At 34.8% G+C, this 26,020-nt stretch carries 24 protein-coding genes; 18 read left to right on the top strand and 6 right to left on the bottom strand.

All coding sequences use genetic code 11. From position 1 onward, the window contains the following. The first annotated feature begins 64 nt into the window (after positions 1-64). From CW751_RS11080 to CW751_RS11065, 4 genes are all read left to right on the top strand, one after another. Entirely contained in the window at positions 65-943 is an 879-nt protein-coding gene (locus tag CW751_RS11080; protein WP_101335101.1) for a bifunctional 5,10-methylenetetrahydrofolate dehydrogenase/5,10-methenyltetrahydrofolate cyclohydrolase, read from the top strand. A gap of 93 nt (positions 944-1,036) precedes the next feature. After that, positions 1,037-1,450, top strand: a complete 414-nt coding sequence (locus CW751_RS11075; protein ID WP_101335100.1) for a toxin-antitoxin system YwqK family antitoxin — start codon at positions 1,037-1,039, stop codon at positions 1,448-1,450. Positions 1,451-1,452: 2 nt separating this feature from the next. Next, positions 1,453-3,420: a DNA primase gene (gene dnaG / locus CW751_RS11070; RefSeq protein WP_101335099.1), complete on the top strand. Its 1,968-nt coding sequence runs from the start codon at positions 1,453-1,455 to the stop codon at positions 3,418-3,420. A 9-nt stretch (positions 3,421-3,429) separates the two neighbouring features. Further along, complete coding sequence (locus CW751_RS11065) at positions 3,430-4,581, top strand: mechanosensitive ion channel family protein (RefSeq protein ID WP_101335098.1); 1,152 nt, start codon at positions 3,430-3,432, stop codon at positions 4,579-4,581. 159 nt (positions 4,582-4,740) lie between these two features. Here CW751_RS11065 and CW751_RS11060 read toward each other — a convergent pair whose 3' ends face one another. Next, positions 4,741-7,191 carry a TonB-dependent receptor gene (locus CW751_RS11060; RefSeq protein ID WP_101335097.1) on the bottom strand — a complete coding sequence of 817 codons (2,451 nt, stop codon included), beginning with the start codon at positions 7,189-7,191 and terminating at the stop codon, positions 4,741-4,743. Then, positions 7,118-8,986 carry an ABC transporter substrate-binding protein gene (locus CW751_RS11055; RefSeq protein WP_101335096.1) on the bottom strand — a complete coding sequence of 623 codons (1,869 nt, stop codon included), beginning with the start codon at positions 8,984-8,986 and terminating at the stop codon, positions 7,118-7,120. Before CW751_RS11055 ends, CW751_RS11060 begins: the two co-directional genes overlap by 74 nt. A 187-nt stretch (positions 8,987-9,173) precedes the next feature. Between CW751_RS11055 and CW751_RS11050 the strand changes: the two genes are divergently transcribed. Together CW751_RS11050 and mce are read left to right on the top strand one after the other, a co-directional pair. Further along, positions 9,174-9,971, top strand: coding sequence for a T9SS type A sorting domain-containing protein (locus tag CW751_RS11050; RefSeq protein WP_101335095.1), 798 nt, complete (start codon positions 9,174-9,176; stop codon positions 9,969-9,971). A gap of 66 nt (positions 9,972-10,037) precedes the next feature. Then, positions 10,038-10,439 (top strand): methylmalonyl-CoA epimerase, encoded by a 402-nt coding sequence (gene mce, locus CW751_RS11045; protein ID WP_101335094.1) that lies wholly within the window; start codon positions 10,038-10,040, stop codon positions 10,437-10,439. Here mce and CW751_RS11040 read toward each other — a convergent pair. Next, positions 10,419-11,045: an HAD family hydrolase gene (locus tag CW751_RS11040; RefSeq protein WP_165779288.1), complete on the bottom strand. Its 627-nt coding sequence runs from the start codon at positions 11,043-11,045 to the stop codon at positions 10,419-10,421. The genes mce and CW751_RS11040 overlap by 21 nt on opposite strands. 66 nt (positions 11,046-11,111) lie before the next feature. Continuing rightward, positions 11,112-11,753, bottom strand: a complete 642-nt coding sequence (locus CW751_RS11035; protein ID WP_101335092.1) for a YceI family protein — start codon at positions 11,751-11,753, stop codon at positions 11,112-11,114. Between the two features lie 375 nt (positions 11,754-12,128). Between CW751_RS11035 and CW751_RS11030 the strand changes: the two genes are divergently transcribed. The 8 genes from CW751_RS11030 (at position 12,129) to CW751_RS10995 (ending at position 19,657) form a co-directional block, all read left to right on the top strand. Next, positions 12,129-13,019, top strand: coding sequence for a cell division protein FtsX (locus tag CW751_RS11030; RefSeq protein WP_101335091.1), 891 nt, complete (start codon positions 12,129-12,131; stop codon positions 13,017-13,019). A gap of 12 nt (positions 13,020-13,031) precedes the next feature. After that, positions 13,032-13,334, top strand: coding sequence for a DUF3098 domain-containing protein (locus tag CW751_RS11025; RefSeq protein WP_101335090.1), 303 nt, complete (start codon positions 13,032-13,034; stop codon positions 13,332-13,334). After that, complete coding sequence (gene truB / locus CW751_RS11020; RefSeq protein ID WP_101335089.1) at positions 13,324-14,037, top strand: tRNA pseudouridine(55) synthase TruB; 714 nt, start codon at positions 13,324-13,326, stop codon at positions 14,035-14,037. The genes CW751_RS11025 and truB overlap by 11 nt, the downstream gene beginning before the upstream one ends. After that, a complete protein-coding gene (locus CW751_RS11015; RefSeq protein WP_101335088.1) occupies positions 14,038-15,942 on the top strand; it encodes a TIGR00341 family protein in 1,905 nt (634 codons plus the stop codon). A gap of 326 nt (positions 15,943-16,268) precedes the next feature. Continuing rightward, entirely contained in the window at positions 16,269-17,318 is a 1,050-nt protein-coding gene (gene queA / locus CW751_RS11010; RefSeq protein WP_101335087.1) for a tRNA preQ1(34) S-adenosylmethionine ribosyltransferase-isomerase QueA, read from the top strand. A gap of 87 nt (positions 17,319-17,405) precedes the next feature. Beyond that, the gene (locus tag CW751_RS11005; protein WP_101335086.1) at positions 17,406-18,080 is read left to right on the top strand and encodes a 2-C-methyl-D-erythritol 4-phosphate cytidylyltransferase; all 675 of its coding nucleotides are present in this window, start codon (positions 17,406-17,408) and stop codon (positions 18,078-18,080) included. Between the two features lie 59 nt (positions 18,081-18,139). Then, positions 18,140-19,090, top strand: coding sequence for a methylenetetrahydrofolate reductase [NAD(P)H] (gene metF / locus CW751_RS11000; protein ID WP_101335085.1), 951 nt, complete (start codon positions 18,140-18,142; stop codon positions 19,088-19,090). Between the two features lie 21 nt (positions 19,091-19,111). After that, complete coding sequence (locus CW751_RS10995; RefSeq protein WP_101335084.1) at positions 19,112-19,657, top strand: hypothetical protein; 546 nt, start codon at positions 19,112-19,114, stop codon at positions 19,655-19,657. On the opposite strand, the gene CW751_RS10990 is transcribed toward CW751_RS10995, so the two are convergent. Together CW751_RS10990 and panC are read right to left on the bottom strand one after the other, a co-directional pair. Then, positions 19,658-20,242 carry a riboflavin synthase gene (locus tag CW751_RS10990; RefSeq protein ID WP_101335144.1) on the bottom strand — a complete coding sequence of 195 codons (585 nt, stop codon included), beginning with the start codon at positions 20,240-20,242 and terminating at the stop codon, positions 19,658-19,660. It abuts the gene before it with no gap. A 19-nt stretch (positions 20,243-20,261) separates the two neighbouring features. Continuing rightward, positions 20,262-21,110, bottom strand: coding sequence for a pantoate--beta-alanine ligase (panC, locus tag CW751_RS10985; protein ID WP_205677825.1), 849 nt, complete (start codon positions 21,108-21,110; stop codon positions 20,262-20,264). A gap of 104 nt (positions 21,111-21,214) precedes the next feature. Between panC and CW751_RS10980 the strand changes: the two genes are divergently transcribed. The 4 genes from CW751_RS10980 to CW751_RS10965 are packed head-to-tail and all read left to right on the top strand — an operon-like array spanning position 21,215 to position 26,016. Beyond that, positions 21,215-22,039, top strand: coding sequence for a glycogen/starch synthase (locus CW751_RS10980; protein ID WP_101335083.1), 825 nt, complete (start codon positions 21,215-21,217; stop codon positions 22,037-22,039). A gap of 46 nt (positions 22,040-22,085) precedes the next feature. Next, entirely contained in the window at positions 22,086-23,354 is a 1,269-nt protein-coding gene (locus CW751_RS10975) for a DUF4270 family protein (protein ID WP_317045814.1), read from the top strand. A 28-nt stretch (positions 23,355-23,382) separates the two neighbouring features. Further along, a complete protein-coding gene (glmS, locus tag CW751_RS10970) occupies positions 23,383-25,227 on the top strand; it encodes a glutamine--fructose-6-phosphate transaminase (isomerizing) (protein ID WP_101335081.1) in 1,845 nt (614 codons plus the stop codon). 6 nt (positions 25,228-25,233) lie between these two features. Further along, the gene (locus CW751_RS10965; protein ID WP_101335080.1) at positions 25,234-26,016 is read left to right on the top strand and encodes an SDR family oxidoreductase; all 783 of its coding nucleotides are present in this window, start codon (positions 25,234-25,236) and stop codon (positions 26,014-26,016) included. Positions 26,017-26,020 lie beyond the last annotated feature (4 nt).

The following is a 26,020-nucleotide window of genomic DNA, read 5'->3' as shown; positions in this document are numbered from 1 at the left end:
TAATTTCCTCTCATGTAATTTCTAATTGACTTTAAAATTCTATCTTTGCAAAAACATTTTCGTCATGCAGATTTTAGATGGTAAAGAAACTTCAAAGACAATTCGTCAAGAATTAGCAGAAGCCGTTCAAGAAAGAAAAGAAAAAGGTCAAAAAACACCTCATTTAGCGGCAGTTTTAGTGGGAAATGACGGAGGTTCATTAACTTACGTTGGCGCTAAAGTTAAGGCCTGTAAAGAAATAGGTTTCGAAAGCACGCTTATTCACCTCGAGGATACTATCACAGAAGAAGAATTGTTAGCGAAAGTAAATGAACTCAATAATGACAAGGAAATTGACGGATTCATTGTTCAGTTGCCGCTTCCAAAACACATCGACGAAAAGAAAATTACTTTAGCCATAGACCCGAAAAAAGATGTGGATGGTTTTCATCCTACGAATTTAGGAAACATGGTTTTGAATCTACCTGGATTTTTACCTGCAACTCCTGCTGGAATGTTAGAACTTTTCAAAAGATACGAGATTGAAACTTCCGGAAAACATTGTGTGGTGATTGGGCGTTCGCATATTGTAGGGTCTCCTATGAGTATTCTAATGGGAAGAAGCGCCTACCCTGGCAATTCAACTGTAACATTGACGCACTCTAGAACAAAAAACCTGAAAGAATTAACCCTTCAAGCGGACATCATTATCACAGCAATTGGAAAACCTAATTTCTTAACTGCGGACATGGTAAAGAATGGCGTTGTGGTGATGGACGTTGGAATTACACGAGTTGAGGATACTACAAAGAAAAAAGGTTACAAAATTACTGGTGATGTAGATTTCGAAAGTGTTGCTGAAAAAGCATCATTTATCACTCCAGTTCCCGGTGGAGTAGGACCAATGACAATTGTTTCTTTGATGATGAATACTTTGAAAGCAATGGAAATAAATCAAAGGTAGATACACATCATATACGCTTTTTCTCTTTTATTTTTGTATCCAACATTCTAATAAATAGCTTATTTTTGTTCTTTATTAGAAATACATTCAAAAATGAGTATAAAAAGTTTTTCAATCATTTTATTTGGTTTTCTTTTACTAGGTTGTGACAACGAACAACCCGTTGCTGAGCAGAAGGTTGAGCAAAAGGATCACCGGCCTTTGATTGTCCAAGGTAGTAACGGAAAATATACTGAATGGTACCCTGGACATGAGCAAATTAAGATGACCGGCCGCAAAAATGAAGAAGGTCAAAGAGTTGGCGTTTGGAAATACTTTTCTGAACAAGGGGTTGAACTTTCAATCACAGTTTATAATAATGGCAAGAAAGAAGGGCATACAATTGTAAAATATCCAAATGGAGCGATTCACTATACCGGAGAGTATTTGAATGACGAGCCAATTGGAGAATGGAAGTTTTATGATGAAAATGGTGAACTAACGCAAACAAAAGATTATACAAAGTAGTCATGGCTAGAATTCCGTCACATATCATCGATGAAATCATGAATACTGCTCGTATTGAGGAGGTGATTGGTGAATATGTGCAATTGAAAAAATCAGGTTCTAACTACAAGGGATTGAGTCCATTCACGGAGGAAAAAACACCTTCTTTTATGGTGAGTCCCGCCAAACAAATCTTTAAATGCTTTTCAACAGGTAAAGGGGGAACAGTTGTATCATTTTTAATGGAATTGGAGCAGTTTAGTTATCCCGAGGCGCTTAGATGGTTGGCTGAACGATATAATATTCAGTTGCCAGAGGAAAAACCATTAACGCCAGAAGAACAACACGAGCTAACTGAAAGAGAAAGCTTACAAATCATTAATACTTTTGCACGTGATTTTTTCGTAGATACCATTAAAAGTTCCACGGAAGGCAAGAGTATCGGGCTTTCTTATTTTAAAGAAAGAGGATTTACGCAGGATACGATTGATAAATTTCAGTTGGGTTATTGTCCGCGAAAGGAAAAATCATTCACCGAAACGGCTTTAGAAAAAGGGTTCAAACAACAATACTTAGAGCAACTAGGGCTTACTAAAACTAAGGACGATAGAAAGTTTGATTTTTTTAGTGGAAGAGTTATGTTTCCAATTCATTCAGTTTCTGGAAAAGTACTTGGATTTGGTGGGCGAACTTTACAAACACATTCAAAAACGGCGAAGTATTTTAATTCACCAGAAAGTATTCTTTACGACAAAAGTAAGGTGCTTTACGGTATTTATTTCGCTAAAAATGAAATTATAAAACAAGATAATTGTTTCTTGGTAGAAGGATATACCGATGTTATTAGTTTGGCTCAATCCGGTGTGGAAAACGTGGTATCTAGTAGTGGTACATCTTTAACAAAAGGTCAAATAAAGTTAATACAGCGCTACACGCAAAATATAACAGTTCTTTACGATAGTGATGCCGCTGGAATAAAAGCTTCTTTTAGAGGAATTGATTTGTTGCTTGAAGAAGGAATGACAGTGCAGGTTTGTCTTTTTCCTGAAGGTGAAGATCCTGATTCTTTTGCTAAAAGTGTGAGTACAGAAGAACTTAAATCATACTTAGCCGAAAATCAAAAAGATTTTGTTGGATTTAAAACAGATGTTTTGCTGCAAGGAACAGAGAATGATCCTATTCAACGTGCATCTTTGATCAAGGAAATCGTGGGATCAATTGCTTTAATTCCCGATAGTATAACCCGCTCTGTTTACATCAAACAAACTGCCAATCAATTTGAGCTTGAAGAGCAAACTTTACTCAATGAATTAAATAAAGTCCGCCGACGCCATCAAAACGAAAGTCGTGGTATTCCAACACCTAAAGAAGATCCTGTTGAACTTATTCCTAAGCAGAAAAATGCGGGAGTCACAGAAGGAAAGCGAAGTTATTATGATCAAGAGTTTGATTTACTCCGTATTTTAGTTTTGTATGGAAGTAGAGCTATTGATGTCGAAACACCTAACCCTGAAGGAGGAAAGCCTTTAATTGTAGAGGTAAGTGTTGCTGAGTTAATAATTCAAGAGTTGCAAAGAGATGATCTTTCTTTCCATTACCCTTTATTCCAAAAGATTTATTTGCTTTGTGTTGAAGGATTAGCTGAAAATATTTTTTATGAACCTGCCCGATTTTTGAGACACGAGGATCAAGAGATTGTAAGATTTGTGTCAGATATTCTTACCCCAAAGTATGAACTCAGTAGAAAATGGCTCGCTGATTTTAATATTGAAACAACGGAAGAAATTCATAAAATAGCGCAAGCAGTTAAAGAGTCATTATATGCTTTTAAGAAGACTGTGATTATGAGAAGAATTGAGGAAATTCAAGAGGAACTGAAGGAAAACACCAATTATGAAATAACTCAAATTAATGCACTGCTTCAGGAACAAATGTTACTTGAAGGCATAAAAAGCACATTTGCTGCCCAATTAGGAAGAATTATTATTTAAATTGCACTTATGATCTTGTTTTTAAAATTTGATATTGGACCATATACAGCATCTATATGGATTGTTCTCATATGGTTAGTAACCATTCTCCTTACTATTCTTCTTAATAAATTTATCAAAAGGTTATTAAAAAAATACCTCAAAAGACCAAACATAAAAATTAAAGGAACTCGAATAACTTTATTGCGTGTGCTTAATCAATTGCTGTTTCTTACTGCTTTTGTTGTTGGTTTTCAGGCGTTCAGATTAGAAAATGATGTAATTTCTATTCGTAAGTTTTTAAGTTATGATATTATTCCAAAGACCGCTGATGGTAAGTTTCATGTCAGCATGATGGATGTGCTAACAATTATTTTGGTTTTTGCTATTTCTCGTTTTTTAATCAATATTTTCCGCTTGTATCTGGATAGAAGATTTAAAGACAGCAAGGATTTTGATGAAGCTACACGTTTTGTTTATTTACAATTAGCGAAATATATTGTTTTTACTTTTGCTATTATTCTTTCACTACAATTTCTTTTCTCTGATTTAAGTGTACTTTTGGCTGGTTCTGCTGCTATATTTGCAGCCCTAGCCCTTGGTTTGCAAGGTATGTTTAGAGACATTGTTTCGGGCATTGTTTTATTATTTGAAGGAACAATAAAAGTTGGAGATATTGTTCGCGTTTTAAGTCCAGTTACTAAAGAGGAACTAATTGCCCGTGTGCTCAAAATTAATGTGCGGACATCAAAGGTTGAAACCCGAGATGGAAATACTTTAATTATACCTAATTCATTATTAACACAAGATCAAATTGAAAACTGGACTTTCGGAGAACAGCATACGCGTTTTCATATTAAATTAAGAGTTCCTTATGGTACGGACACTGAATTGGTTAAAAAACTTCTTAAACAAGCTGCACTAAGTCATCCTAAGGTAATCAAACATGATCCGATTCTTGTGCGTATTATTAACTTTGGTGAATATGCGCTTGAAATGGAACTCTTGTATTGGGCGAATCATAAATGGTATGCTGAACAATATAAATCTGAAATTCGTTTTGAGATAGATCGTTTATTTAGAATCAATGGGATTAAAATTCCATTTCCACAACGAACCATTCACATGGGGGATGACAATAGAGAGGGGTATGCAAATATTCCTCAAGAAAATAAGGAATAATTAAAGATTGCCTCTGTGCTTATCACTATTAACCTTGTTTTCTTGATGCAAAGGTTTAATTCTTAATTTTTTAAATAATTCCCTACTATTTTACCAGTATGTAATTCATGCCAATGAAAATGAACGAACTTAAAGACATAGTTCTAGGAATCAGTTTTTTTAATTAGATACTTTATTTCTTCTGTTGAAGCTGAAATCTATTTTATAATAGAAAATAGGTAAGAAACCTAATTGATAACGTTTGGCAATAGGCTCCGCTGAAGGATCAATCAAGTTTGGTGCATAGCTTAACGCTAAAATATTTCTAGTATTAAGCAAGTTAACCAAGTCCAAACCAATTTCATGCGTTAATTTTTCGGTGTTTAAAACATAGGTCAATTTAATATCTAATCTAAAATAATCTTTGAATTGACGGGTGTTGAATAACGAATCTTTGAACACCAATTCATTATTTAAAACAGTCTCATCAACATCCACATATCCATACCTTTTTCCTCCTGCTGCTGTTACTTTAATTCCTGCAGAAATCATGTTCTTTTCATTTATCTTAAATTCTTTTCCAGCCAAAAAATTTACTGCGTAATTTCCATTAAAATCAGTGTTTCTTTCAATATTGTCGCTTCCCTTGTATTTTGACTCGAATAATGAACCTGTTGCTAAAAAGTAAAATGATTTATTAAAGTACTTTTGGATGGTTAGCTCTGCACCGTAATTTCTTCCTGTTCCTTCGTTAACTAATTCATCTGGGAAAAATCTTTGAAAACCTGAACCTTGGTTAATCAAGCTAAATGATGAAGCATAAGTATCGACAGGTATGTTGTATAAATGTTGGTAATACAGCTCTGTTTTAATTGTTAAAGCATTTTTAAAACGTTTTTGATATCCAATAGCACTGTGAAAGCTTCTGGTGAAGTCCATATCTTCATTTAATCTTCTAGCGTTGCCTTCGCTATCCACTCGTTGATATGTGTATTGATAGGTTGGCTGCATTTGGGAGTGTAGTCCAGCCCCTGCACTCAGTTCATTTCCATTTCCTACATTCCATTTCCATCCTAAGCGAGGTTCAGCATAGCTCCAGCTATCACTCAAACTGAAATATTGGCTATGAATTCCAGCAGTAAACCCCATGTTTTCATTGACTCTCCATTTGTATTGTATAAAAGGTTGTATCAAAGCGCTAAAACCTTCATAGTTATGACGCGTAGTAAATTCCGTATGAGCAACATTTAAAGCTGAATCTTGGTTATTGATATAATATCCATCCACATTTAAACCACCTCTAATGATATGTCTCTTATTAATTTTATGGTTTATACTGGTATAAAGTGCTGTTTTGTAAGTTTTAAATTTATAACCCATTAATTGATAAATGGAATCAGTTCTTATTTTATATTGTGTTTCTCCATTTACAACTGAAGAATCAATGCTTCTTTCTAAGAAGTCATGATGGGAACGCTGCTGGTCATAAGTTTGAGCAACCGTAGCTTTAAAATAAGTATTCATTGAGAGGGGTTTTTTATAGGTAATGCCAAAAACACCCATAGCTGTGCCGAAATATTGATCACGGTCTCCCTCTCCAAATGCTTCTTCTGAAACTTCAGTTTGATCGGATATTTTTATAGCTATATCTGACGCTCCTCCTATGCCAAAAAAACCAAGATGGCCTCCTTTCTTTAAAGGAAATGAAAGTTTAAACGCTCCATCACCGTAAGTTGGAACAGCATCCGTTCCAATGCGTATATTCATAGCTTGAAATATACTCAATGTGCTGTATCTCCCCATGACTAAATAGCTCGATCGATTTTCTCTATTGATTGGTCCCTCGGCCATGACTTCTGTACCTAGAAAGCCAAATTGTCCTGTGAACTCATGCTTATCCGTATTTCCTTTACGCAATTTTAAATCAAAAACACCTGAAATTGAATTACCGTAATCGGCAGGGAAAGCTGACATGAAGAAGTCTGAATTCCCCAATATTTTATTGTTCAAAATGGCAACTGGTCCACCTGTTGATCCAGATACAGCAAAGTGATTTGGATTGGGTAAATCAATTCCTTCTACTTTCCAAAGCAAACCAATTGGAGAGTTTCCACGTACTACAATGTCATTTCGTGAATCATCAGCACCTTGAACACCTGCAAAATTGCTGGCCATCCTTGCAGGGTCTCCACGAGATCCGGCATATCTATTGGTTTCTTCAACACTAAATTGACGTGCAGAAATCATCGCCATGTCATTATTAATATCACCTGCTTTTCTACCTACAATATCCACAGCTTCAGTTGTGATGACATCTTCTTGGAGTTCGATTTGTATAATACTTTCCTTCCCAGAATTGATAACGATGTTCTGCGAGCTTTTGAGATACGAGGAATAAGTGGCAACAATTGCATATTTCCCGATTGGTACATTTTCAAATCGATAAAAACCATCAAGGTCAGAAGTGCTATTCAAAATCCGACTTGAATCACTCGATATTAGAGTTACTCGCGCACCGATAAGTGGATATTTTGACTCAGCATCAACAATATCGCCTTTAACAGTTTGAGAAATTTGCCCTATCACAACTAAAGGGATATAGCATAGTAACATTAAAAAATACCGAATCATAAAAATTTAATTTAGGAACAAAGAAAAGGAAATTATTTTTTTGACGTTCTTCCCATTCCTTTTTTGTCCAATCTTTAATATACACTTCGTTAAAAGTATAGTAATTCATTTCATTAATATGTAAATTTCTTACTTTGGAGTAAATTATCTTGATGGTTTCTTCATACCAAAGAACAACAAAAGGAGCATCTTGCATTAGAATACGCTCAGCTGCTGCAAAGTGTTCATATCTTTTAATAATATCAGTTGCGCTTTTCGCTTTGATTAGCTCAGCATCATAGGCGTCATTTTTATAGCGTGAATGATTACTAGGAGAAGGCTCTGATGGATCTTGAGGAACATTTCCTCCAAAAGCACTCATCAGGAAGCTCTCTGGGCTGTAATAGTCAGCAAACCATGAAGATCTAAAGATTTGACCATTAGCATTTTCTTGGTCATTTAAACGATCCTGGAACTTTAATCCGTCTAGACTCACATTGATGTTCAATACTTTTTTGAGTTGTTTAGCTATTTTATCTGCTACAGCTGAGTGGTTTGAGCCAATGTTAAACTTAATGTTTATACTCGGGAATCCTTCCGCATTTGGGTAACCCGCCTCAGCCATTAATTTTTTAGCCTTCTCAGGGTTGTAGTCGTAAGCATGTTTTTTAACCATCGAAGAATTGTAACCACTAAAAGCAGCGGGAGGAACAATTCCACCATTCCCTTTACTAAACGCTTGATTGTTGAGGACATCTCTAACGATATCATCTCGATTAATCGCGTAATTGATTGCTTGTCTAACCCGAACATCTTGAAATTCCTCTCGAAGCAAATTGAAATGATAATACTGTGTTGCCAGTAACGGTTTTCTTGTAAGAATTAACTTTGGCGGTGTGCTATTAAAATCATCTATTTTTCCATCAAGCATCATCGAAATTCTACTCGGAGGCAAACCATCAATGAGTTGAATCTCATTATTTTCAAACATTTCTAATTGCCTTAAGTTTCTAGGCTCAACTTTTAATATAAGACTGTCTAAGTAGGGTAATTGATTGCCTGCCTTATCTTTTCCATAATAATTGTTGTTCTTTAGTAGGGTCATGTGTACACGTCCGTCAACTTCTTGTGATTGTGAATACTTGAAAGCTCCTGTTCCTATAAGGTCTGTTTCATAACCTGCTTCTACAACCTTTTTAGAAACAATCGCTGCATTTGTTAATGCTAATTTGTTCAGATAATTGATGTCTCGCTCAACTAACTCTATAGTGACCGTATTATCCTTAATGCTCAACCCTTCTATATTGTCTGCCTTCCCTTGGTAAAACTCATCAGCACCTTTTAATATACCTTTGTATATTATGGTGTAAGCATAGCTTTCATTTCCTTTGTAAGGTTTGCAAGAAAGTTCAATTGAATAAACAATGTCTTCAGGAGTAAGTTTAATACCTTGCGGAAAGGCATCATGAGGGTGGAAGTAAACATCATCTCGTATTTCAAGTTGAATGGTCTTCCCATCTTCTGAGATTTCCCAGCTTTTAGCAAGCGAAGGAACAACTTCTAACGTTTGTGGATCAAAGGTTACTAAACGTTCATATATTTGATTCAAAAATATAGCAGTGTAAACATCTGATACGTTTCGTGCTAAGTAAGTACTTGGCTCATTTCCCATAGCCATACTAAATGAGCCGCCAGCATGTTCAAATTCTTTGTTGCCTCCTATATTAGAACACGAAGAAATTAATGTTACAATTGAAAAAACGAACAAAACTTGTAGTTTAAAAAGGTATTTGGAGCCTATCGAATGAATTGACATAGTTAGAAGTGTTTTTGTACAAAAAACTAATTTAGTAATAAAATTCACATCTTCTGATATTTGTCGTTGCTTTTTTTTAGTTAAAAGACCAAATTTATATGTTCGGAGAAAAAAAGAAGCGAACAAATTGCTTTTTTAATAAAATCCTATTAATATTGTACTCGAAAACTATCATACAACTAATTAAATGAGAGCATTACTTATTTCGATCGTTACACTCTTTGCAGTTTTTCACGCTAAAGCTGATTTGTCAATCGAGGGGAGCTATCAAGGAAAGAACCTATACGTGCAAAACCCTGCTTCTGAAGATGGATTTGGATTTTGTGTTACTAAGGTCACCGTTAACAATAATATCATGCCAGGAGGTGTGGGGAGAAGTGCATTTGAAATAGACTTTTCATTGTTTAATGTCGATATTGGTGAAGAAGTTTTCATTGTTATCGAACACGGAAATGGATGTGTTCCTAAAATACTTAATCCAGAAGTTCTTTTGCCGCGTTCTACATTCGAAGTTACAAGTATGACTGTTGATAAAGATGGGTCTATTGAATGGGTGACTACTGGAGAACAAGGTGAATTGCCTTATGTAGTAGAACAGTATCGTTGGAGTAAGTGGGTGAGCGCAGGAGAGGTTGATGGAACTGGAGAAGAAGGTCCAAATACTTACAGCTACAAAATTACACCACACCATGGTGAGAACAAGGTAAGAGTTGTTCAAAAAGATCATTCAGGAACGAAAAGAAAATCACCAGAAAAAACTTTTGAATCTACCGTTCCTGCAGTTGAAATGTCACCAACAAAGGTAAAGTCAGTGATTAAATTCACTGCTAATGGAGAGCCGTCAGAAACCAAATATGAGATTTACGATGCTTATGGTAATATTGTAAAGAAAGGTTACTCTGATAAAGTGAACTGTGAGAATTTACGTAAGGGTGCCTATTACATTAATTTTGATAACAAAAACGAGAAGTTTATTAAATCTTAATACTCTTCTTAATGTATAAATATGTATCCTGTTCATTTATTGAGCAGGATTTTTTTTTAATAAAGGATGAATAAAATTGAACATATCGGAATAGCGGTTCGTAACATGGATGAGGCAATCCAAACGTATGAAAAGTTGCTCAACTCTAAATGTTATAAAGTAGAGGAGGTTGCCTCTGAAGGTGTAAAAACAGCTTTTTTTAAAGTTGGTGATAGCAAAATTGAATTACTTGAAGCCACAAATCCTAATAGTCCAATAGCAAAATTCATTGAAAAAAGAGGAGTGGGAATGCACCATATAGCTTATGATGTTTCTGATATTGAAATAGAGATTAAACGATTAAAAGATTTGGGCTTTGCTCTTATTCAACAATCTCCCAAAAATGGTGCGGATAATAAGTTAATTGCTTTTCTTCATCCTAAATCAACTGAAGGCACCTTGGTTGAGTTATGCCAAGAGCGAGTTTAATAACTGAATAATATCAAGATCTTCTGTGTTGAGGTGGTGGGCTTTTATGCCTGCTTCTTTTGCTCCTTCCACATGTTGAATAGAATCATCAATGAAAATCGTTTCTGAAGGATTAAAGTTAGAGTCTTTACATACTTCTTTAAATATTTCTTGATCAGGTTTTCGCATCCCCATGTTGCAACTAAAATAAGTCTTTTTAAAAAAAGAATCCAATGAATCTATCTGATGTTTAGCTTTTAATTCTTTTGCGAAATGGTCTAAATGGATTGTATTAGTGTTACTTAATAGAACAAGATTATAGTTCTGCTTTAATGTAGTGAGAAAAGTAAGGCGTTCTTTCGGAAGATCCAACAGCATCATATTCCAAGCATCGATAATCTGATTTCTTTCAACAGTTGAAGGTAGGATGTTTTTAAGAAAGTCTAAGAATTCATCTGCTGAAATTAAGCCTTTCTCAAATGCATCAAAAACTTCACTTTGTTGAGCTTGTGTGTATAGTTCTTGAAAGTTTTTAATTCCGAGTTTTTTAAAGGCTTCAATCGTTTTGTTGTAATCGATGTTAAGGATTACACCTCCAAGATCTAATATGATATTCTTTGTTTCCATGATATAAAAAAAGGACGACATCTAAAAACAGATATCGTCCTTGCAATATAATCTTTTTAAAATGAATTATTTCGATAATTCAGCTTCAAGTTCAAAGTTAATCATAGAAGAAACCTTTCCATCTTCTGGTTTTTCTGGGTTAACTTGCATTCCACTCATGTTTGCTTTTTCGAAGTCAACACCAAACTCCCCAGAGATTGACATGTTATCCCCAGAAGTATTCACCTCTACTGGGAATGTTTCATTCATTTCTACACCATGGTAGTCAATTGTAATAGATGCTTTGTTGTCTACTATCTCATTTAACGTTACGTTTACTGTACCATATTCAGAAGTATTGAAAAAATCTTCGCTGTTCAAATGTTTTTCAAGCTTTGGTTTTCCACTCGCTTCATCAATGTCTTGAACTTCAATTGTGTTCATATCTACTGTAAAAGACCCTTTGTAGTTATCTCCTTCTTTTGTAACAGATCCTTCAGAGATAGAAACAATTCCGTAGTGTGTTTTTCCATCATTTTTACCACCTGTCCAAGAACCTTCCCAGTTAAGAACGCTTTCTTCACTATTTAAATTGTAAGTTTCAGCAACAACTTCTTCTTTTGTGTCTTCAGTTTTCGTTTCATTTGTTACCTCTTCTTGATCATTTGCTCCACATGCGGTTAAACCCATAGCAGCAAATGCAAATACTCCGTAAATTAATTTTTTCATTTCTCTCTTTTTTTAAAATTTAGACAAATATATAAATAATTTAATTACCACGGTATTTATTTTTGTTTAATATTTCAATATCTGTTTTGGGTTTTTTATTGTGTTGCAACGCCTTAGCTTTATTGATGTAAGCGGTCAACGGTACTTTTAAAACAAAACGTGTTTTTTTATTATCACAAAATCATTATTCATCAATCGTATTTTTAGAAAAGTCATGTTCAGAATTTCATTGGTGTTATAGGTTGATAAATCAGTTAATACCTTTTAAAACAGATTGTTATGTGTTTTTAGTTGTTGGTTTGTTGAATAATCCGAATTATCTTGAGTATCGCTAAGACGAGTTATTAAAAAATTCTTACTAAATTCGTCTTCTGTATGGCCAAAGAAATAGAAAAATATAGTAAAAGAGGACTCCAATCTGGTTATCTATCAGTGGTTGTAGGTATATCACTCGTGCTTTTTATGATTGGTTTGGTTCTGGGCGCTTATTTTGGTCTTGAACACACACAAAATTCAGCAAAAGAAAATATTGAGGTTGATTTGTTTTTTAATCCAGAATTAAATGATTCTGATATTAAGCTCATTGAACAAGAGTTAAAATCCTGGGATGAAATTAAATCTGTTTGGTTTGTTTCGCCTGAAAGAGCACTTGAGGTTTTTCAATCTAACGATCAAGAAGCTGATGAGATTAAAGCTATCTTTGGGGATAGAAGTCCATTTCCACCTTCAATTTCTTTTCATCCCGTTAGTGAAATTGTAAATAAGGAAGGGCTTGCCAAGGTTAAACATGATATTTTAGCAGCCTATCCTGAGCAGGTTGCGGAGGTTAATTATGATGAAAATAGAATTGCTCAAGTAAACTTGGGCTTTTTACAATGGATATACTTATTTATAGCAATTGGGGTGTTGTTGACGATTATTGCTTTTGCGATGATTAATAATACCATTCGACTAGCATTATACTCTAAACGCTTTACCATTAAAACCATGCAATTAGTTGGTGCCAAATCAGGATTTATTCGCCGTCCATTTTTAATTAACTCTATAATTCAGGGCTTGTTATCTGCAATTATTGGTGTAGCGTTGCTCTTGGCCGTGTTTTTTGCATTAAAAAGATATATGGATATTATTATATCAACTTACAATTTAGAAACCTTTTTAATTTTGTTTGGTGCACTTATATTGATTGGCGTACTCATCAGTTTACTGTCTACATGGTTTGCACTCAATAAATACTTAAGAAAAAGACTTGATAATTTATACTAGAACACATTGATTATGAAAGATAAAAATAGTGCAAAAAGTTTCCTCTTCAATAAATCAAATTATACCTTTTTAATTATAGGTGTAGTTTTAATTGTTGTTGGATTCCTTTTAATGATTGGAGGTGCCGCAGAATCACTTGATGAATTTAATCCTGATGAATTGTTTTCTCCTATTCGTTTAACTGTAGCTCCAATTCTTATTTTAATAGGTTATGGAGTAATTATTTACAGTATAATGAAGAAACCGCAAGGTTTAAAAAAGAAGGATCAACTAGTCGATAAAGGGACAATGACTTCCGAAAATAATGAAGAGTAATTACGATTTTAGAAAGGGTGAGGTGCTTCTGGTTGATAAACCCCTTGATTGGACATCATTTGATGTAGTGAACAAATTACGATGGCGCCTCAGTAAAAAATATGGAATAAAACGTTTTAAGGTTGGGCACGCTGGTACTTTAGATCCACTTGCAACTGGACTTTTGTTAATATGTACAGGAAAAAGCACAAAGATAAGTCAGACATTGACCTCTGAAGACAAAACCTACACAGGGACTTTTTTATTAGGAAAAACAACACCAAGTTTTGATTTAGAAACAGATTTTGATCAAAGCTTTGATACAACGCATGTTACTGAAGAAATGTTGGGGGAGGTTGCCCGAACTTTTATTGGTGAACAGCAGCAAGTACCACCCGTTTTTTCAGCTAAAAAGGTTAACGGAAAACGTGCCTATGAATCTGCTCGGAAAGGAATCGATCTTACAATGAAGCCAAACTCCATAACTATTCATTCATTTAGTATAGAAGCAGTTCGATTTCCAGAGGTAGATTTTAAAATTTCTTGCTCGAAGGGAACTTATATTCGTTCTATTGCACATGATTTTGGTAAAGCACTAAATACTGGGGCGACCTTGATAAAACTAAGAAGAACCAAATCAGGAGAGTTTGACATTCAGGAAGCTAAGTCAGTAGATGAATGGTTGGAGATTATTGATCGATTTGAAGTTACTGAAATACCGTAAATGAAAAACTCAATATTAGAAGAAATTCCTAAGACAATTTTACTCGCAGATGTTGGTGTTCTTGACCAAGAGAGTGAAAAGACAAAAGTGTTTATTAAAGAACAGGTCGATCTTGTTTTAGATTATACCGATGCTGCTTTAGCAGAGATCGAAGATAAAACTCGTGTTTTTTTATATCTAAAGGATCAACAGGTTAAACAAGTCTTGCCACTACTTTCGGAAAAAGAATGTGCAGTTGGTTTTTTGCCTCATCCAGATGCTGCAGAAACTCGATCCGGATATCAGGTTCCCAAAGATACACAAACAGCTCTAGAGGATTTGCTGAACAGCAAAAGACGTGTGGATACTGGTCTGTTAGCGTGTAATGATGAAATCGTATTGAATCATGTGGTGATCGGTGAAATTGTCACATTCTTAACTAAAAAATCTAACAAGAAAAACTTTTTTCATAAACTGTATCGCTTTTTTAGATATTTAAAAAGATTAGTCAATATTAAAGCTTTTCCATTAACCATAAAAGCTGAAGATAAAAATGCAATTGATACAGCAGCAACAGATGTCTTAATTGTTCAATATGCTCACAATTCAGTTGTGTCCCGTGTTTTTACTTCCACCAAACTTTCGAGTGAGCGTCTTTTTCATACATTTATTTTTGCGCCTAGAAGTGTTTTACAGCTTATACGTGCTTATTTGGTGAAATTGCTTTTAGGATCGGGACAAACGAATAAGAAATTTGATTTTTTAAGTCATTTAAAAACTGAAAATGTATCAATTACTTCTACACAGTCTTTTAAGTGTGATATTGATGGCAGATGGGTAGAAACTAAGGAGTTGAATTTTAAATTTGTTGGAAACCTTAAACAAATTCCGAGTGAATCTATCACTTATGAGGCAGAGTCAAAGGATGCGAGTAGTTCAAAAGCCTTTCATACAAAAAATCTACCTCGTGGAGAGTCTAGGAAAGAAATGGTGCGTAAAAATTTACCTTTTATCACCCATGCCTCATCAGATGAATACAAAGGCTTGTTTAAACAGTTGAGAGAGAATGCACGACCGAGTCAGAACTACGTTGTTTTAATGATGCTATCTGTTATTTTAGCAACTCTTGGGGTCTTTGCGAATTCTTCACCTGTCATAATAGGAGCGATGATTTTGGCCCCGCTGATGTCTCCAATTATTTCATTGTCGATGGGGGTTTTGCGACAAGACCAAAGGTTAATAAAAAACAGCTTTATTACCATTCTTGTAGGGGTTGGTGTAGGGTATTTGTTTGCAATAATTTTTACTATAATAACACCTATTACACAGATAAATCCCGAGATTACCTCTCGAATAAAACCGAACATCATTGATTTAGGAATTGCTGTTGTTTCTGGAGCCGCAGGAGCGTATGCTTTTTCTAAAGAGGAAATTGCTAAAACTTTGGCTGGGGTAGCTATTGCGGTTGCGCTTGTGCCTCCATTAGCAGTCTCGGGAATTGGATTGGCTTGGCTAAATTTTGAGGTGTTTTTTGGTGCTTTTTTGCTATTGATTACCAACTTGACAGGAATGATATTAGCAGCATCTTTTACATTTTTAATGACAGGATATAGTCCATTCAGGTTAGCTAAGAAAGGGCTTTTGATTTCTTTAATTGTTGTTTTTTCAATCAGTATTCCACTTGGCTATGGTTTCTTTAAGGTTGTTCAAGAAAATAATATTATACGCTCTTTGAACACCACCGAAATTAACAATATGAAATTGGAAAACGTTGTTTTGGAAGAAACAAAACCAATGGTGATTTCTTTGGATGTGCTTGTGGACAATGAAATCGAAAACACTGATATTGATCTTGTAAAAGATAAGATTGAAGAAATTGTAGGTCAGGAAGTGATTATAAAAGCTGCTGTTCGAATTAAACGGTAAAATCCCTTCAGTTAATTGTTAAATATACTTATCAATATTGAAATATAAACTTAATGGCGAATGAATTCGTTTTTATGACTATTGGTTAAAGAAAAAACTTTACTGGGTATAAATCTGCGTTTTTGCTTTTTAGTATTGTATTCGATTAAAAAATTTGCATTCAACTTACTTTAGTTTGTTTAATCATCTGTTTTTGAAAACCTAGAAATATCCAATAAACTCAGGACTTTCCTTTCGTTAAATATGTTTACCGCTTACTTTGATGAAATTCACAGATATATTTATTATCTTTGTATCCCTTTAAAAAAGACGCAGATTTGAATAAAATGAAACTTTCAGAGTTCGATTTCGAATTACCCGAAGAACTCATCGCAAAACACCCTATGGAAAATAGGGACGAATCCAGATTAATGGTAGTAAACCGTGAAACTGGAGAGATTAAACATGAACAGTTTAAAGATATCATAAATTACTTTGATGAAGGTGATGTGATGGTGAGGAATAACACCAAGGTTTTTCCAGCTAGATTGTACGGGAATAAAGAAAAAACCGGTGCGAAGATTGAAGTTTTTTTATTACGTGAATTAAATCGTGAATCTTTACTTTGGGATGTTCTTGTTGATCCAGCGAGAAAGATTAGAATTGGGAATAAGCTTTATTTTGGTGAAGATGAATCTTTAGTAGCTGAGGTTATTGATAACACAACTTCTAGAGGGAGAACGTTAAGATTTTTATTTGAAGGTTCTTACGATGAATTTAAAGATAAAATCGAAGAGTTAGGAGAAACACCACTTCCAAAATATATCGATCGAGAAGTCGAGCCAGATGATGCTGAGCGTTATCAAACGATATTTGCAAAGGAAGAAGGTGCGGTTGCAGCACCAACGGCGGGCATGCACTTTTCAAAACAACTTTTAAAGCGTTTGGAGCTTAAAGGTATCGATTTTGCAGAAATCACCCTACATGTCGGTCTTGGAACATTTAGAGAGGTTGAAGTAGAGGACCTCACAAAGCACAAAATGGATTCTGAACAAGCATTTATAACTGCCAAAGCTGCTGATAAAGTAAACAAAGCAAAGAGAAATAAGAAAAGAGTTTGTGCTGTTGGTACAACTTCAATGCGTACAATTGAAACGTCAGTATCAACTGATGGAATGCTCAAACCATACGAAGGATGGACCAATAAGTTTATTTTCCCACCTTATGATTTTAGTATTGCCGATTCTATGATTACCAACTTTCATACACCATCTTCTACTTTATTGATGATGGTTTCGGCGTTTCTAGGACACGAATTGATGTTGAAAGCGTATAAGGAAGCAATCAAGGAAAAATATAGATTCTTTTCCTATGGTGATGCGATGCTTATTATTTGATTAAATTACCAATATCAGAATTGGAAAAACATATATAAGTCACTGTTCATTATTGAATAGTGACTTTTTTACTTTAAAGTAGGTGCAATGAAATCAACAGTAATAATTACAGCTGGAGGAATAGGGAAGAGAATGGGAGAGGAAATCCCAAAGCAATTTTTATTATTGCATGATCAGCCAATCATTATGCATACCATTAAGAAATTCTATAATTATAATCCCGATAGCCAAATTATAATCACACTCCCAAAAGCATTTATTCCTTATTGGGAAGAGTTGTGTGACGAGTATGATTTTTGTATTGAACACCTTGTTGTAGAAGGTGGAAAGGAAAGGTATCATTCTATAAAAAAAGCATTAGCATTGGTAAATGGAGCTTTGATTTTTGTTCATGATGCTGTTCGACCTTTGGTGAGTATTGAAACCATAGAAAGCGCAAAGAAATGTGCGATACATAACCTCACGGCAATCCCCGTTTTACCGATTAAGGATTCGCTTAGATATGGAACTGCAAAAGAGAATAAACATATTGACCGCGATGCATATTGGAAAGTACAAACGCCTCAGGTATTTCATGCCGACATCTTAAGAAAAGCTTACGATCTTCCTTATACCCCTAAAATAACAGATGACGCTAGTTTGGTTGAAGAATTAGGATATCAAATTCATTTTTCACCTGGAAATGAAGAGAATATTAAGATTACTACACCTACAGATTTACAAATAGCAAATGCACTTCTAAAAAAGAAAAACGATTTATAATCTTTTAAGCTTTTATTAAAAGGTGATTCTTAACTTTGTGTAACTCAAAAAAACAATAAATGAAGGTAGTAGATCATATAGCTGAAGCTAAAGACACTTTGTTTTCTTTCGAAATCCTTCCACCTTTAAAGGGGAAAAGTATTCAGTCCATATATAATGGAATTGATCCTTTAATGGAGTTTAAACCAAAGTTTGTTAACGTGACTTACCACCGCGAAGAGTATGTTTATAAGGAGCGTGATAAGGGCTTGTTAGAAAAAGTAGCCATACGAAAAAGGCCGGGTACTGTGGGGATTTGTGCTGCAATAATGAATAAATACCATGTTGATGCTGTGCCTCATTTAATATGTGGTGGTTTTAGTAAAGAAGACACCGAAAATGCTTTAATTGATTTACAATTTTTAGGTATCGATAATGTTTTGGCCTTGAGAGGTGATCCAATTAAAACGGAATCAACCTTCAGACCCGCAAAAAATGGTCATAAATACGCTGTTGAATTAATAAAACAAGTTCAACAAATGAATGAAGGTAACTATACATTAGATGAAATCAAGCTAGAACCTACAGATTTTTGTATTGGAGCTGCAGGATATCCTGAAAAGCACTTTGAAGCTATGAATATGGCAACAGATTTGCAATACCTCAAGCAAAAAGTGGATAGCGGAGCAGAATATATTGTAACACAATTGTTTTTCGATAATCAAAAGTACTTTGATTTTGTAAAACGATGTCGAGCGGTAGGGATAAACGTTCCTATTATTCCTGGGTTAAAACCCATTAGTAAACTTAGACATATTCCTTTTTTGCCTAAATTCTTTCATATCGATTTACCTGATACATTGTCAAATGAACTTTTAAAGTGTAAAAGCAATGAGGATGTAAGAGAACTTGGGATTGAATGGGGAATACAACAGTCTAAAGAGTTAAAAGAAGCTGGAGTTCCATGTATTCATTATTATACCATGTCGGACTCCTCTGAAGTTAAAGAAATTGCAAGAGAACTTTTCTAAATCAAAATAAATAACAATAATATGAAGTATTTAATAATCATTATATCCACTTTTTTAATCATTCAATCGGTTTCCGCTCAAAACGAACAGGAATTAGATTTGGAAAACGTGTTAGTTGTGGCTCAACAGGATGACCTCTCGGATCGATATACTTTGGAAGTAGCTTTACTTGAGTTGTTTAATCGATATGGTATAAATACCAAAGCTTCTCTTAACGTGATAAAACAAGGTGGAGCTGCGAATATCTTACAGGCAGACTCAACTGTTCAAAAATTAAAATCTGAAGGTATTGACACTTATCTTTTGGTATCTATTCGTGGATATAACAAGCGGTTTAAACCTTCGGAAGAGATTAATGATTTTGATGAAGAAATAAAAGCAGGACACCTATACCCGCTGTATAGAGAGAGCGCTTCTAACGTTACATTTACATTTACTTTCTACCGTAATCTAGCGCCTGTTCATTATGAATTGATACGTACTGGAACGGTTGGGTCTAAGGATGCTGTAATGAAGAAGTTGATGAAAAAAGTGGAACGCAAATTACGTAAAGACTGGATTAAATAATCATTTTCTTTTATCTAACATTTTTGCAAGGTATTTACCTATAATGTCAAATTCTAAGTTTACTTTATCACCTATCTTTAGTTGGTGAAATACAGTGTGTTCATAGGTGAAGGGAATAATGTGTACAGAAAATTCATTCTCTTTTGAGTCAACAACAGTTAAGCTGGCTCCGTTTACCGTTATAGACCCTTTCTCAACTGTGATGTCTTCTGAAGTGTATGTAAAGGTAAACACCCAACTTCCTTGTTTCTCTATTATTGATGTGCAGATTCCTACAGTGTCTACATGGCCTTGAACAATGTGGCCGTCAAATCTACCATTAGCAGGCATGCACCTTTCAAGGTTAACCTTTCTGCCAACATTCCAATCTGCGAGATCTGTTTTACTTAACGTTTCGGCTATTGCTGTAACTGTATATTGATTGTCACTAATATCTACTACTGTCAAACATACACCATTATGCGCTAAACTTTGATCGACTTTGAGTTCGTTTGTAAAGCTACATTGTAGCGTAAAATGTATATTGCTTCCTTCTTTTTCTATTTTCGTAATTGTTCCTAAATCCTCAATAATTCCTGTAAACATATCCTTGAAAGTTAAATTTTTATGTGTATTCCACAAGTTCCATGTTGTCAATTAATCTCACATCCCCACAAAAAGCTGCAATACATGCCGTTGCTCCTTCTACCCAATATTGGTTGAGGTCTGTCAAGTCCTCAGGGTGAACAATTTGTAGATATTCCAGCTCCAGAGAAGATTCACTTAAATAAGTTTTCATTTTTTCTCTTGTTTGGTAAGGAGAGTAGGTGTTCGCCCATGATTTTCCTTTTTTCAGCACCTGAGATAGGATGGTTGCTTCTTCCTTCTGCTGTTCACTCAACCTTAAGTTTCTACTACTCATAGCTAAACCATTTGGATCTCGTTTTGTTTCAACTGTTGCAATCTTTATATCAAACTGAAGTTGTTTTACCATTTCTTTTATAACTGCAACTTGTTGAAAGTCTTTGCGTCCAAAATAAGCTATGTGCGGTCCAATAATTTTAAATAAACGAGAAACGACATTAACTACGCCATTGAAATGACCTGGTCGATGTGCTCCTTCCATCGTGTTTTCAATTGGATCAAGATCTATTGTTATTGAATCGTAACCTGGAGGATAAATTTCTTCGGCACTAGGAAGGAAAACAATATCACAGCCATTTTCTTTTAATGTTTGAATATCTTTTTCTTCTTGCCGAGGATATGATGCTAGGTCAGATGCATTGTTAAACTGCGTTGGATTAACAAAAATACTCACAACTACGGTGTCACAGTCTTTTTTTGCACGATCTACTAAGGAGATGTGTCCTGCGTGTAAAGCGCCCATTGTGGGTACAAATCCAATCTTTAAGCCTTTGTTTTTCAGCTGTGTAAGATGTGTTTTGAGATCGGCTATATGGTGTGATGTTATCAATATTTCTATAGTTTTAAAAAAGCCAATCAACAAAACTATCTTTTTATAACGAAAATCCGATTTTTTTTTTATATTTTTGTAAACGTTTTACCAAATTAATTTTCATGGAGAAGAAAAGAATCCTTTTTGTTTCGCAAGAAATCAAACCATTTTTACCAAGTTCAGAAGTTTCAACCGCAGCTCGTAAATTACCTCAAGGGGTTCAAGAGAGTGGGAAAGAAATTAGAGTATTTATGCCGCGATTTGGCGTGATTAATGAAAGGAGGCATCAGTTACATGAAGTAATTCGATTGTCGGGAATGAATTTAATTGTTGATGACACAGATCATCCATTAATTATTAAGGTTGCATCAATTCCAACTGCAAGAATGCAAGTTTACTTCATTGATAATGAGGAGTACTTTAAGCGAAAAGGTGTTTTTACTGATGATAAAGACAAAGAATACGTTGATAATGATGAGCGTTCAATGTTCTTTTGTCGTGGTGTTCTAGAGACGGTTAAAAAATTGGGATGGAAACCAGATGTAATTCACTGTAATGGTTGGATGACCTCTCTTATGCCTTTATATGTAAAGGATATTTACAAAAATGATCCGCATTTTGCAGACACCAAGGTAGTTTATTCTTTATATGATAATGAATTTAACAATAATTGGAACGATCGTTTCGATGAAAAACTTAAATTTGAAGGTTTTGATGAAAAAGTGATAGATTCAATTAAGTCTGGAGATTACCTGAGCCTGAATAAAGCAGCAATGGAGTATTCTGATGGAGTTGTTATGGGAAGTAACAGTGTTCATGAAGATTTGAAAACAGCTTTCGAAAGTTCAGATAAAATGAAACTAGACTTTGAATCAGAAGAACCACAACCCAAAGTGATGAGTGAGTTTTTCGATAAAGTAATAGACGAGGAAGCATTGATTCAATGATGACAGAGAATAAAATTATATTTAAAATTAAAAGTCGGCGGAAAACATTAACGTTTTTCGCTGCTTTTTTTGTTTTACAATTGGCTTAGGCGCTTGTAAAAAGAAAGTAAACCCAGTTGGTAAAGGAAGTCTTCCAACAGAAAGCCTTATGACTTCAGATGGTGTAGATACATTTTCTATATCTACATATACGGTTGAAGAAGGCGACGTTTTTTCTAATGATCCTGAATTTAATTTATTAGGGTCTTACATGGATCCTGTTTTTGGAGAGGTTTCAGCAGATTTTTATACGCAACTAACTTTGTCTGGGTTTGACCCAGATTTTGAAGACTTAGCTTCTTTGGTAGTCGACTCTGCTGTTATGGCTTTTGAATATGGAGGTTATTATGGAAATTTGAATGAACAATTATTTGAGGTTTACGAAATAACTGAAGATTTACATGTTGATTCAAATTATGTTAGCACGTCAACAAAGCAAACCGCTGCCCAAAACCTTGTGCCAACTGTGAATAATGAAGGATTGATCACCCCAAATGTTGAGTTACCAGTAGTGGTAGGAAATGACACCCTAGATCCTCAATTACGTATCCCTTTGGATAAAACCTTTGCAAAACAACTGTTAACTTACGCCGATGGAGCGAGCTCAGATGAAGACTTTTTAAACTTGTTTAAAGGACTTCACTTTAAAGTAAATAACGGAATGATGTCTTCAGGTGAAGGTTCTATTTTATATTTAGCAACAACACGGCCGAATTCTAAATTAACAGTTTATTACACCGTCAATGGTGCACAAGCAGAATATGAATTTATAGTTACGGGAAGGGCTGCCGATTACAACCATGTGGTTACAGATTATTCAAGCACCCGAGTGCAACAAGTTATTAACGATTCGACTTCAGGAAATGAAGAGTTTTATGCACAAGCGTTTTCAACACGTGCGAAAATTGACTTCCCATCCATTAAAGATTTACCAGAAAATATAATTGTACACAGTGCAAAGCTCCATTTGCCGATTGATTATTATGGTGGGAGTAACTTTTATCCAAGTACGGAAGTTAATGTAAGTTCAGTATTGTTTAATGACGATTCTAGAAAATATATTGTTTCTTCAGTTATTTATGATGAATTCAGTAAGTCTTATATTGTTGATTTAAGAACGTACATTCAAAATATCCTAAAAGGAGAAATACAAAATAATGGACTATATGTTTCTCCAAAAAAATATAATACCACAGCAGAAAGAATTGTCTTCAATGGTGTGGATACACAAAATAAATCAAAACCTAAATTAAGTATCGTTTATACGGAACTTTAAATAATTAATTAACTGAAAAAAAGTAAATATGTGTGGAATTGTTGCATATATCGGTGAAGAACAAGCCTTTCCTATTGTCTTGAAAGGTTTAAAACGATTAGAGTATAGAGGCTATGACAGTGCCGGAATAGCTGTGTTGAATGAAAATGGACTTCACAATTATAAAAGAAAAGGAAAGGTATCTGAACTAGAAAAATTTTCTGAGCGCAAAGATACCTCAGGAACAATAGGTATTGGACATACACGCTGGGCAACTCATGGTTTGCCAAATGATATTAATGCACATCCACATGTTTCTAGTGATGGTGAAATGGCACTCATTCATAATGGGATTATTGAAAATTATGATGCCATTAAAGAAGAACTCATTGCTAGGGGACATACATTTCAAAGTGAAACTGATACTGAGGTTTTAGTACATCTTATAGATGATATTAAAAAAAATGAGAATGTTAAAACATCAGAAGCGGTAAGAATAGCACTTAATAGTGTTGTTGGTGCCTATGCGATAGTTGTGTTGAGTAAGGACAATCCAAATGAATTGATTGCTGCAAGAAAATCAAGTCCTCTTGTTGTGGGTATTGGTAAACATGGAGACTTTTATCTTGCCTCTGATGCAACGCCAATCATCGAATATACTAATGAAGTAGTTTACTTGGAAGACGAGGAAATTGCTGTTGTTGGGAGAGATTCAGGATTACGTATTTTTAGTATTCAAAATAAAGAAAAAACACCTTATATACAAGAGTTAGAGTTACAGTTAGAGGCCATAGAGAAAGGTGGATATGAGCATTTTATGTTGAAAGAAATCCATGAACAACCACGTTCAATTCGCGATTGCTTTAGAGGGCGATTAAATGTTGAGAAAGGATGGGTAGGTCTAGGAGGAATTAAAGACTATGAGAAACAATTGGCAAATGCCAAACGTATTATCATGGTTGCTTGTGGTACTTCTTGGCATGCTGGATTAGTAGGAGAGTATCTCTTTGAAGAATTGACTCGAATTCCTGTTGAAGTTGAATATGCTTCTGAGTTTCGTTATAGAAACCCAATTATATCAGAAGAAGATATCGTTATTGCAATATCTCAATCTGGTGAAACTGCGGATACGCTAGCGGCTTTGAATTTAGCAAAAGATAAAGGTGCCACAATATTAGGTATTTGTAATGTTGTAGGTTCATCAATTTCTCGTGTAACAGATGCTGGATCATACACCCACGCAGGCCCAGAAATTGGAGTGGCTTCTACCAAAGCTTTTACAGCTCAGGTAACTGTATTGACTTTAATGGCTTTGACAATTGCTAGAAATAAAGGCACTTTAAAAGAATCTGACTTTAGACGAATAATTACTGAATTAGACCTTATTCCAGAGAAAGTAAGTCGAATTTTAGATAAAAATGAGAAATTAGAAGAAATATCTAAAGTTTATAAGGATGCGAGCAATGCACTTTACCTCGGAAGAGGAATCTCATTTCCCGTTGCATTGGAAGGCGCTCTAAAACTTAAGGAAATCTCTTATATACACGCAGAAGGATATCCCGCTGCTGAGATGAAACATGGTCCAATTGCTTTAATTGATGAAGAGATGCCCGTATTTGTTATTGCAACAAAAGGCACTTCCTATGAAAAAGTGGTAAGTAATATCCAAGAGGTAAAGGCCAGAAAAGGTAAAATCATTGCTGTGATTACAGAAGGCGATGAACAAGTCAAAGGAATGGCAGACCATTATATTGAAATTCCGGAAACAGACGACCATCTTGTTCCTTTATTAGCTACTATACCTCTTCAATTGATTTCTTACCATGTAGCGGTAATGAGAGGAGCTAATGTTGATCAACCGAGAAACTTAGCAAAATCTGTAACTGTAGAATAAAAGTATATGAAAATAGATTTGAATGGAAAGCACGCAGTAGTTTGCGGTAGTACTCAAGGTATTGGAAAAGAATCAGCACTCGCTTTGTCAAAACTAGGTGCTTCAATTACTCTAGTAGCTAGAAATGAGGAGAAATTAAAAGCTGTTCTGCAGGAGTTAACTCCACATGATAAAAACGATTATATCGTAGCGGACTTTTCGTCTCCAGAAGTCTTAAAAGAGAAACTTAAGGTTTGGACAGCCAACCATAAAGCTCATATTCTTTTGAATAATACGGGTGGTCCAAAAGGAGGACCAATTAGAAAAGCGGCTACAGATGAATTTGTCGATGCTTTTTCAAAACATTTAATTTGCAATCATATTCTTGTTCAAGCTTTGTACCCAGGAATGAAAGAAGAAGGATATGGTAGAATCATCAACATTATTTCTACTAGCGTAAAACAACCATTGGACGGATTGGGAGTTTCCAATACGATTAGAGGAGCGGTTGCAAATTGGAGTAAAACATTAGCCAACGAATTAGGAGCATTTAATATTACAGTGAACAACGTATTGCCAGGTGCAACAAATACGGTTCGTTTACAATCAATCGCAGAAAATAAAGCAGCAGATTCGTCTCATTTAGATTATAAAGAGATTTTAACAAATATGGCAGCTCAATCACCTATGAAACGAATTGCAGAGCCGCAAGAAATTGCCAATGCAGTCGCTTTTTTAGCTAGTCCAGCAGCGAGTTATATCAATGGAATTAACCTTCCTGTTGATGGTGGAAGAACAAAATCATTATAAAATC

The sequence above is a fragment of the Brumimicrobium salinarum genome (assembly GCF_002844555.1).
GTDB classification, from domain to species: Bacteria; Bacteroidota; Bacteroidia; order Flavobacteriales_D; family Crocinitomicaceae; genus Brumimicrobium; species Brumimicrobium salinarum.
This window is presented reverse-complemented; position numbering and strand designations above follow the sequence as displayed.

What these genes read in the sequence shown, in the direction of transcription:
- CW751_RS11080 (WP_101335101.1), top strand. Translation starts at nt 65, where the DNA reads ATGCAGATTTTAGATGGTAAAGAAACTTCAAAGACAATTCGTCAAGAA.
- CW751_RS11075 (WP_101335100.1), top strand. Translation starts at nt 1,037, where the DNA reads ATGAGTATAAAAAGTTTTTCAATCATTTTATTTGGTTTTCTTTTACTA.
- dnaG (WP_101335099.1), top strand. Translation starts at nt 1,453, where the DNA reads ATGGCTAGAATTCCGTCACATATCATCGATGAAATCATGAATACTGCT.
- CW751_RS11065 (WP_101335098.1), top strand. Translation starts at nt 3,430, where the DNA reads ATGATCTTGTTTTTAAAATTTGATATTGGACCATATACAGCATCTATA.
- CW751_RS11060 (WP_101335097.1), bottom strand. Translation starts at nt 7,191, where the DNA reads ATGATTCGGTATTTTTTAATGTTACTATGCTATATCCCTTTAGTTGTG.
- CW751_RS11055 (WP_101335096.1), bottom strand. Translation starts at nt 8,986, where the DNA reads ATGTCAATTCATTCGATAGGCTCCAAATACCTTTTTAAACTACAAGTT.
- CW751_RS11050 (WP_101335095.1), top strand. Translation starts at nt 9,174, where the DNA reads ATGAGAGCATTACTTATTTCGATCGTTACACTCTTTGCAGTTTTTCAC.
- mce (WP_101335094.1), top strand. Translation starts at nt 10,038, where the DNA reads ATGAATAAAATTGAACATATCGGAATAGCGGTTCGTAACATGGATGAG.
- CW751_RS11040 (WP_165779288.1), bottom strand. Translation starts at nt 11,045, where the DNA reads ATGGAAACAAAGAATATCATATTAGATCTTGGAGGTGTAATCCTTAAC.
- CW751_RS11035 (WP_101335092.1), bottom strand. Translation starts at nt 11,753, where the DNA reads ATGAAAAAATTAATTTACGGAGTATTTGCATTTGCTGCTATGGGTTTA.
- CW751_RS11030 (WP_101335091.1), top strand. Translation starts at nt 12,129, where the DNA reads ATGGCCAAAGAAATAGAAAAATATAGTAAAAGAGGACTCCAATCTGGT.
- CW751_RS11025 (WP_101335090.1), top strand. Translation starts at nt 13,032, where the DNA reads ATGAAAGATAAAAATAGTGCAAAAAGTTTCCTCTTCAATAAATCAAAT.
- truB (WP_101335089.1), top strand. Translation starts at nt 13,324, where the DNA reads ATGAAGAGTAATTACGATTTTAGAAAGGGTGAGGTGCTTCTGGTTGAT.
- CW751_RS11015 (WP_101335088.1), top strand. Translation starts at nt 14,038, where the DNA reads ATGAAAAACTCAATATTAGAAGAAATTCCTAAGACAATTTTACTCGCA.
- queA (WP_101335087.1), top strand. Translation starts at nt 16,269, where the DNA reads ATGAAACTTTCAGAGTTCGATTTCGAATTACCCGAAGAACTCATCGCA.
- CW751_RS11005 (WP_101335086.1), top strand. Translation starts at nt 17,406, where the DNA reads ATGAAATCAACAGTAATAATTACAGCTGGAGGAATAGGGAAGAGAATG.
- metF (WP_101335085.1), top strand. Translation starts at nt 18,140, where the DNA reads ATGAAGGTAGTAGATCATATAGCTGAAGCTAAAGACACTTTGTTTTCT.
- CW751_RS10995 (WP_101335084.1), top strand. Translation starts at nt 19,112, where the DNA reads ATGAAGTATTTAATAATCATTATATCCACTTTTTTAATCATTCAATCG.
- CW751_RS10990 (WP_101335144.1), bottom strand. Translation starts at nt 20,242, where the DNA reads ATGTTTACAGGAATTATTGAGGATTTAGGAACAATTACGAAAATAGAA.
- CW751_RS10980 (WP_101335083.1), top strand. Translation starts at nt 21,215, where the DNA reads ATGGAGAAGAAAAGAATCCTTTTTGTTTCGCAAGAAATCAAACCATTT.
- glmS (WP_101335081.1), top strand. Translation starts at nt 23,383, where the DNA reads ATGTGTGGAATTGTTGCATATATCGGTGAAGAACAAGCCTTTCCTATT.
- CW751_RS10965 (WP_101335080.1), top strand. Translation starts at nt 25,234, where the DNA reads ATGAAAATAGATTTGAATGGAAAGCACGCAGTAGTTTGCGGTAGTACT.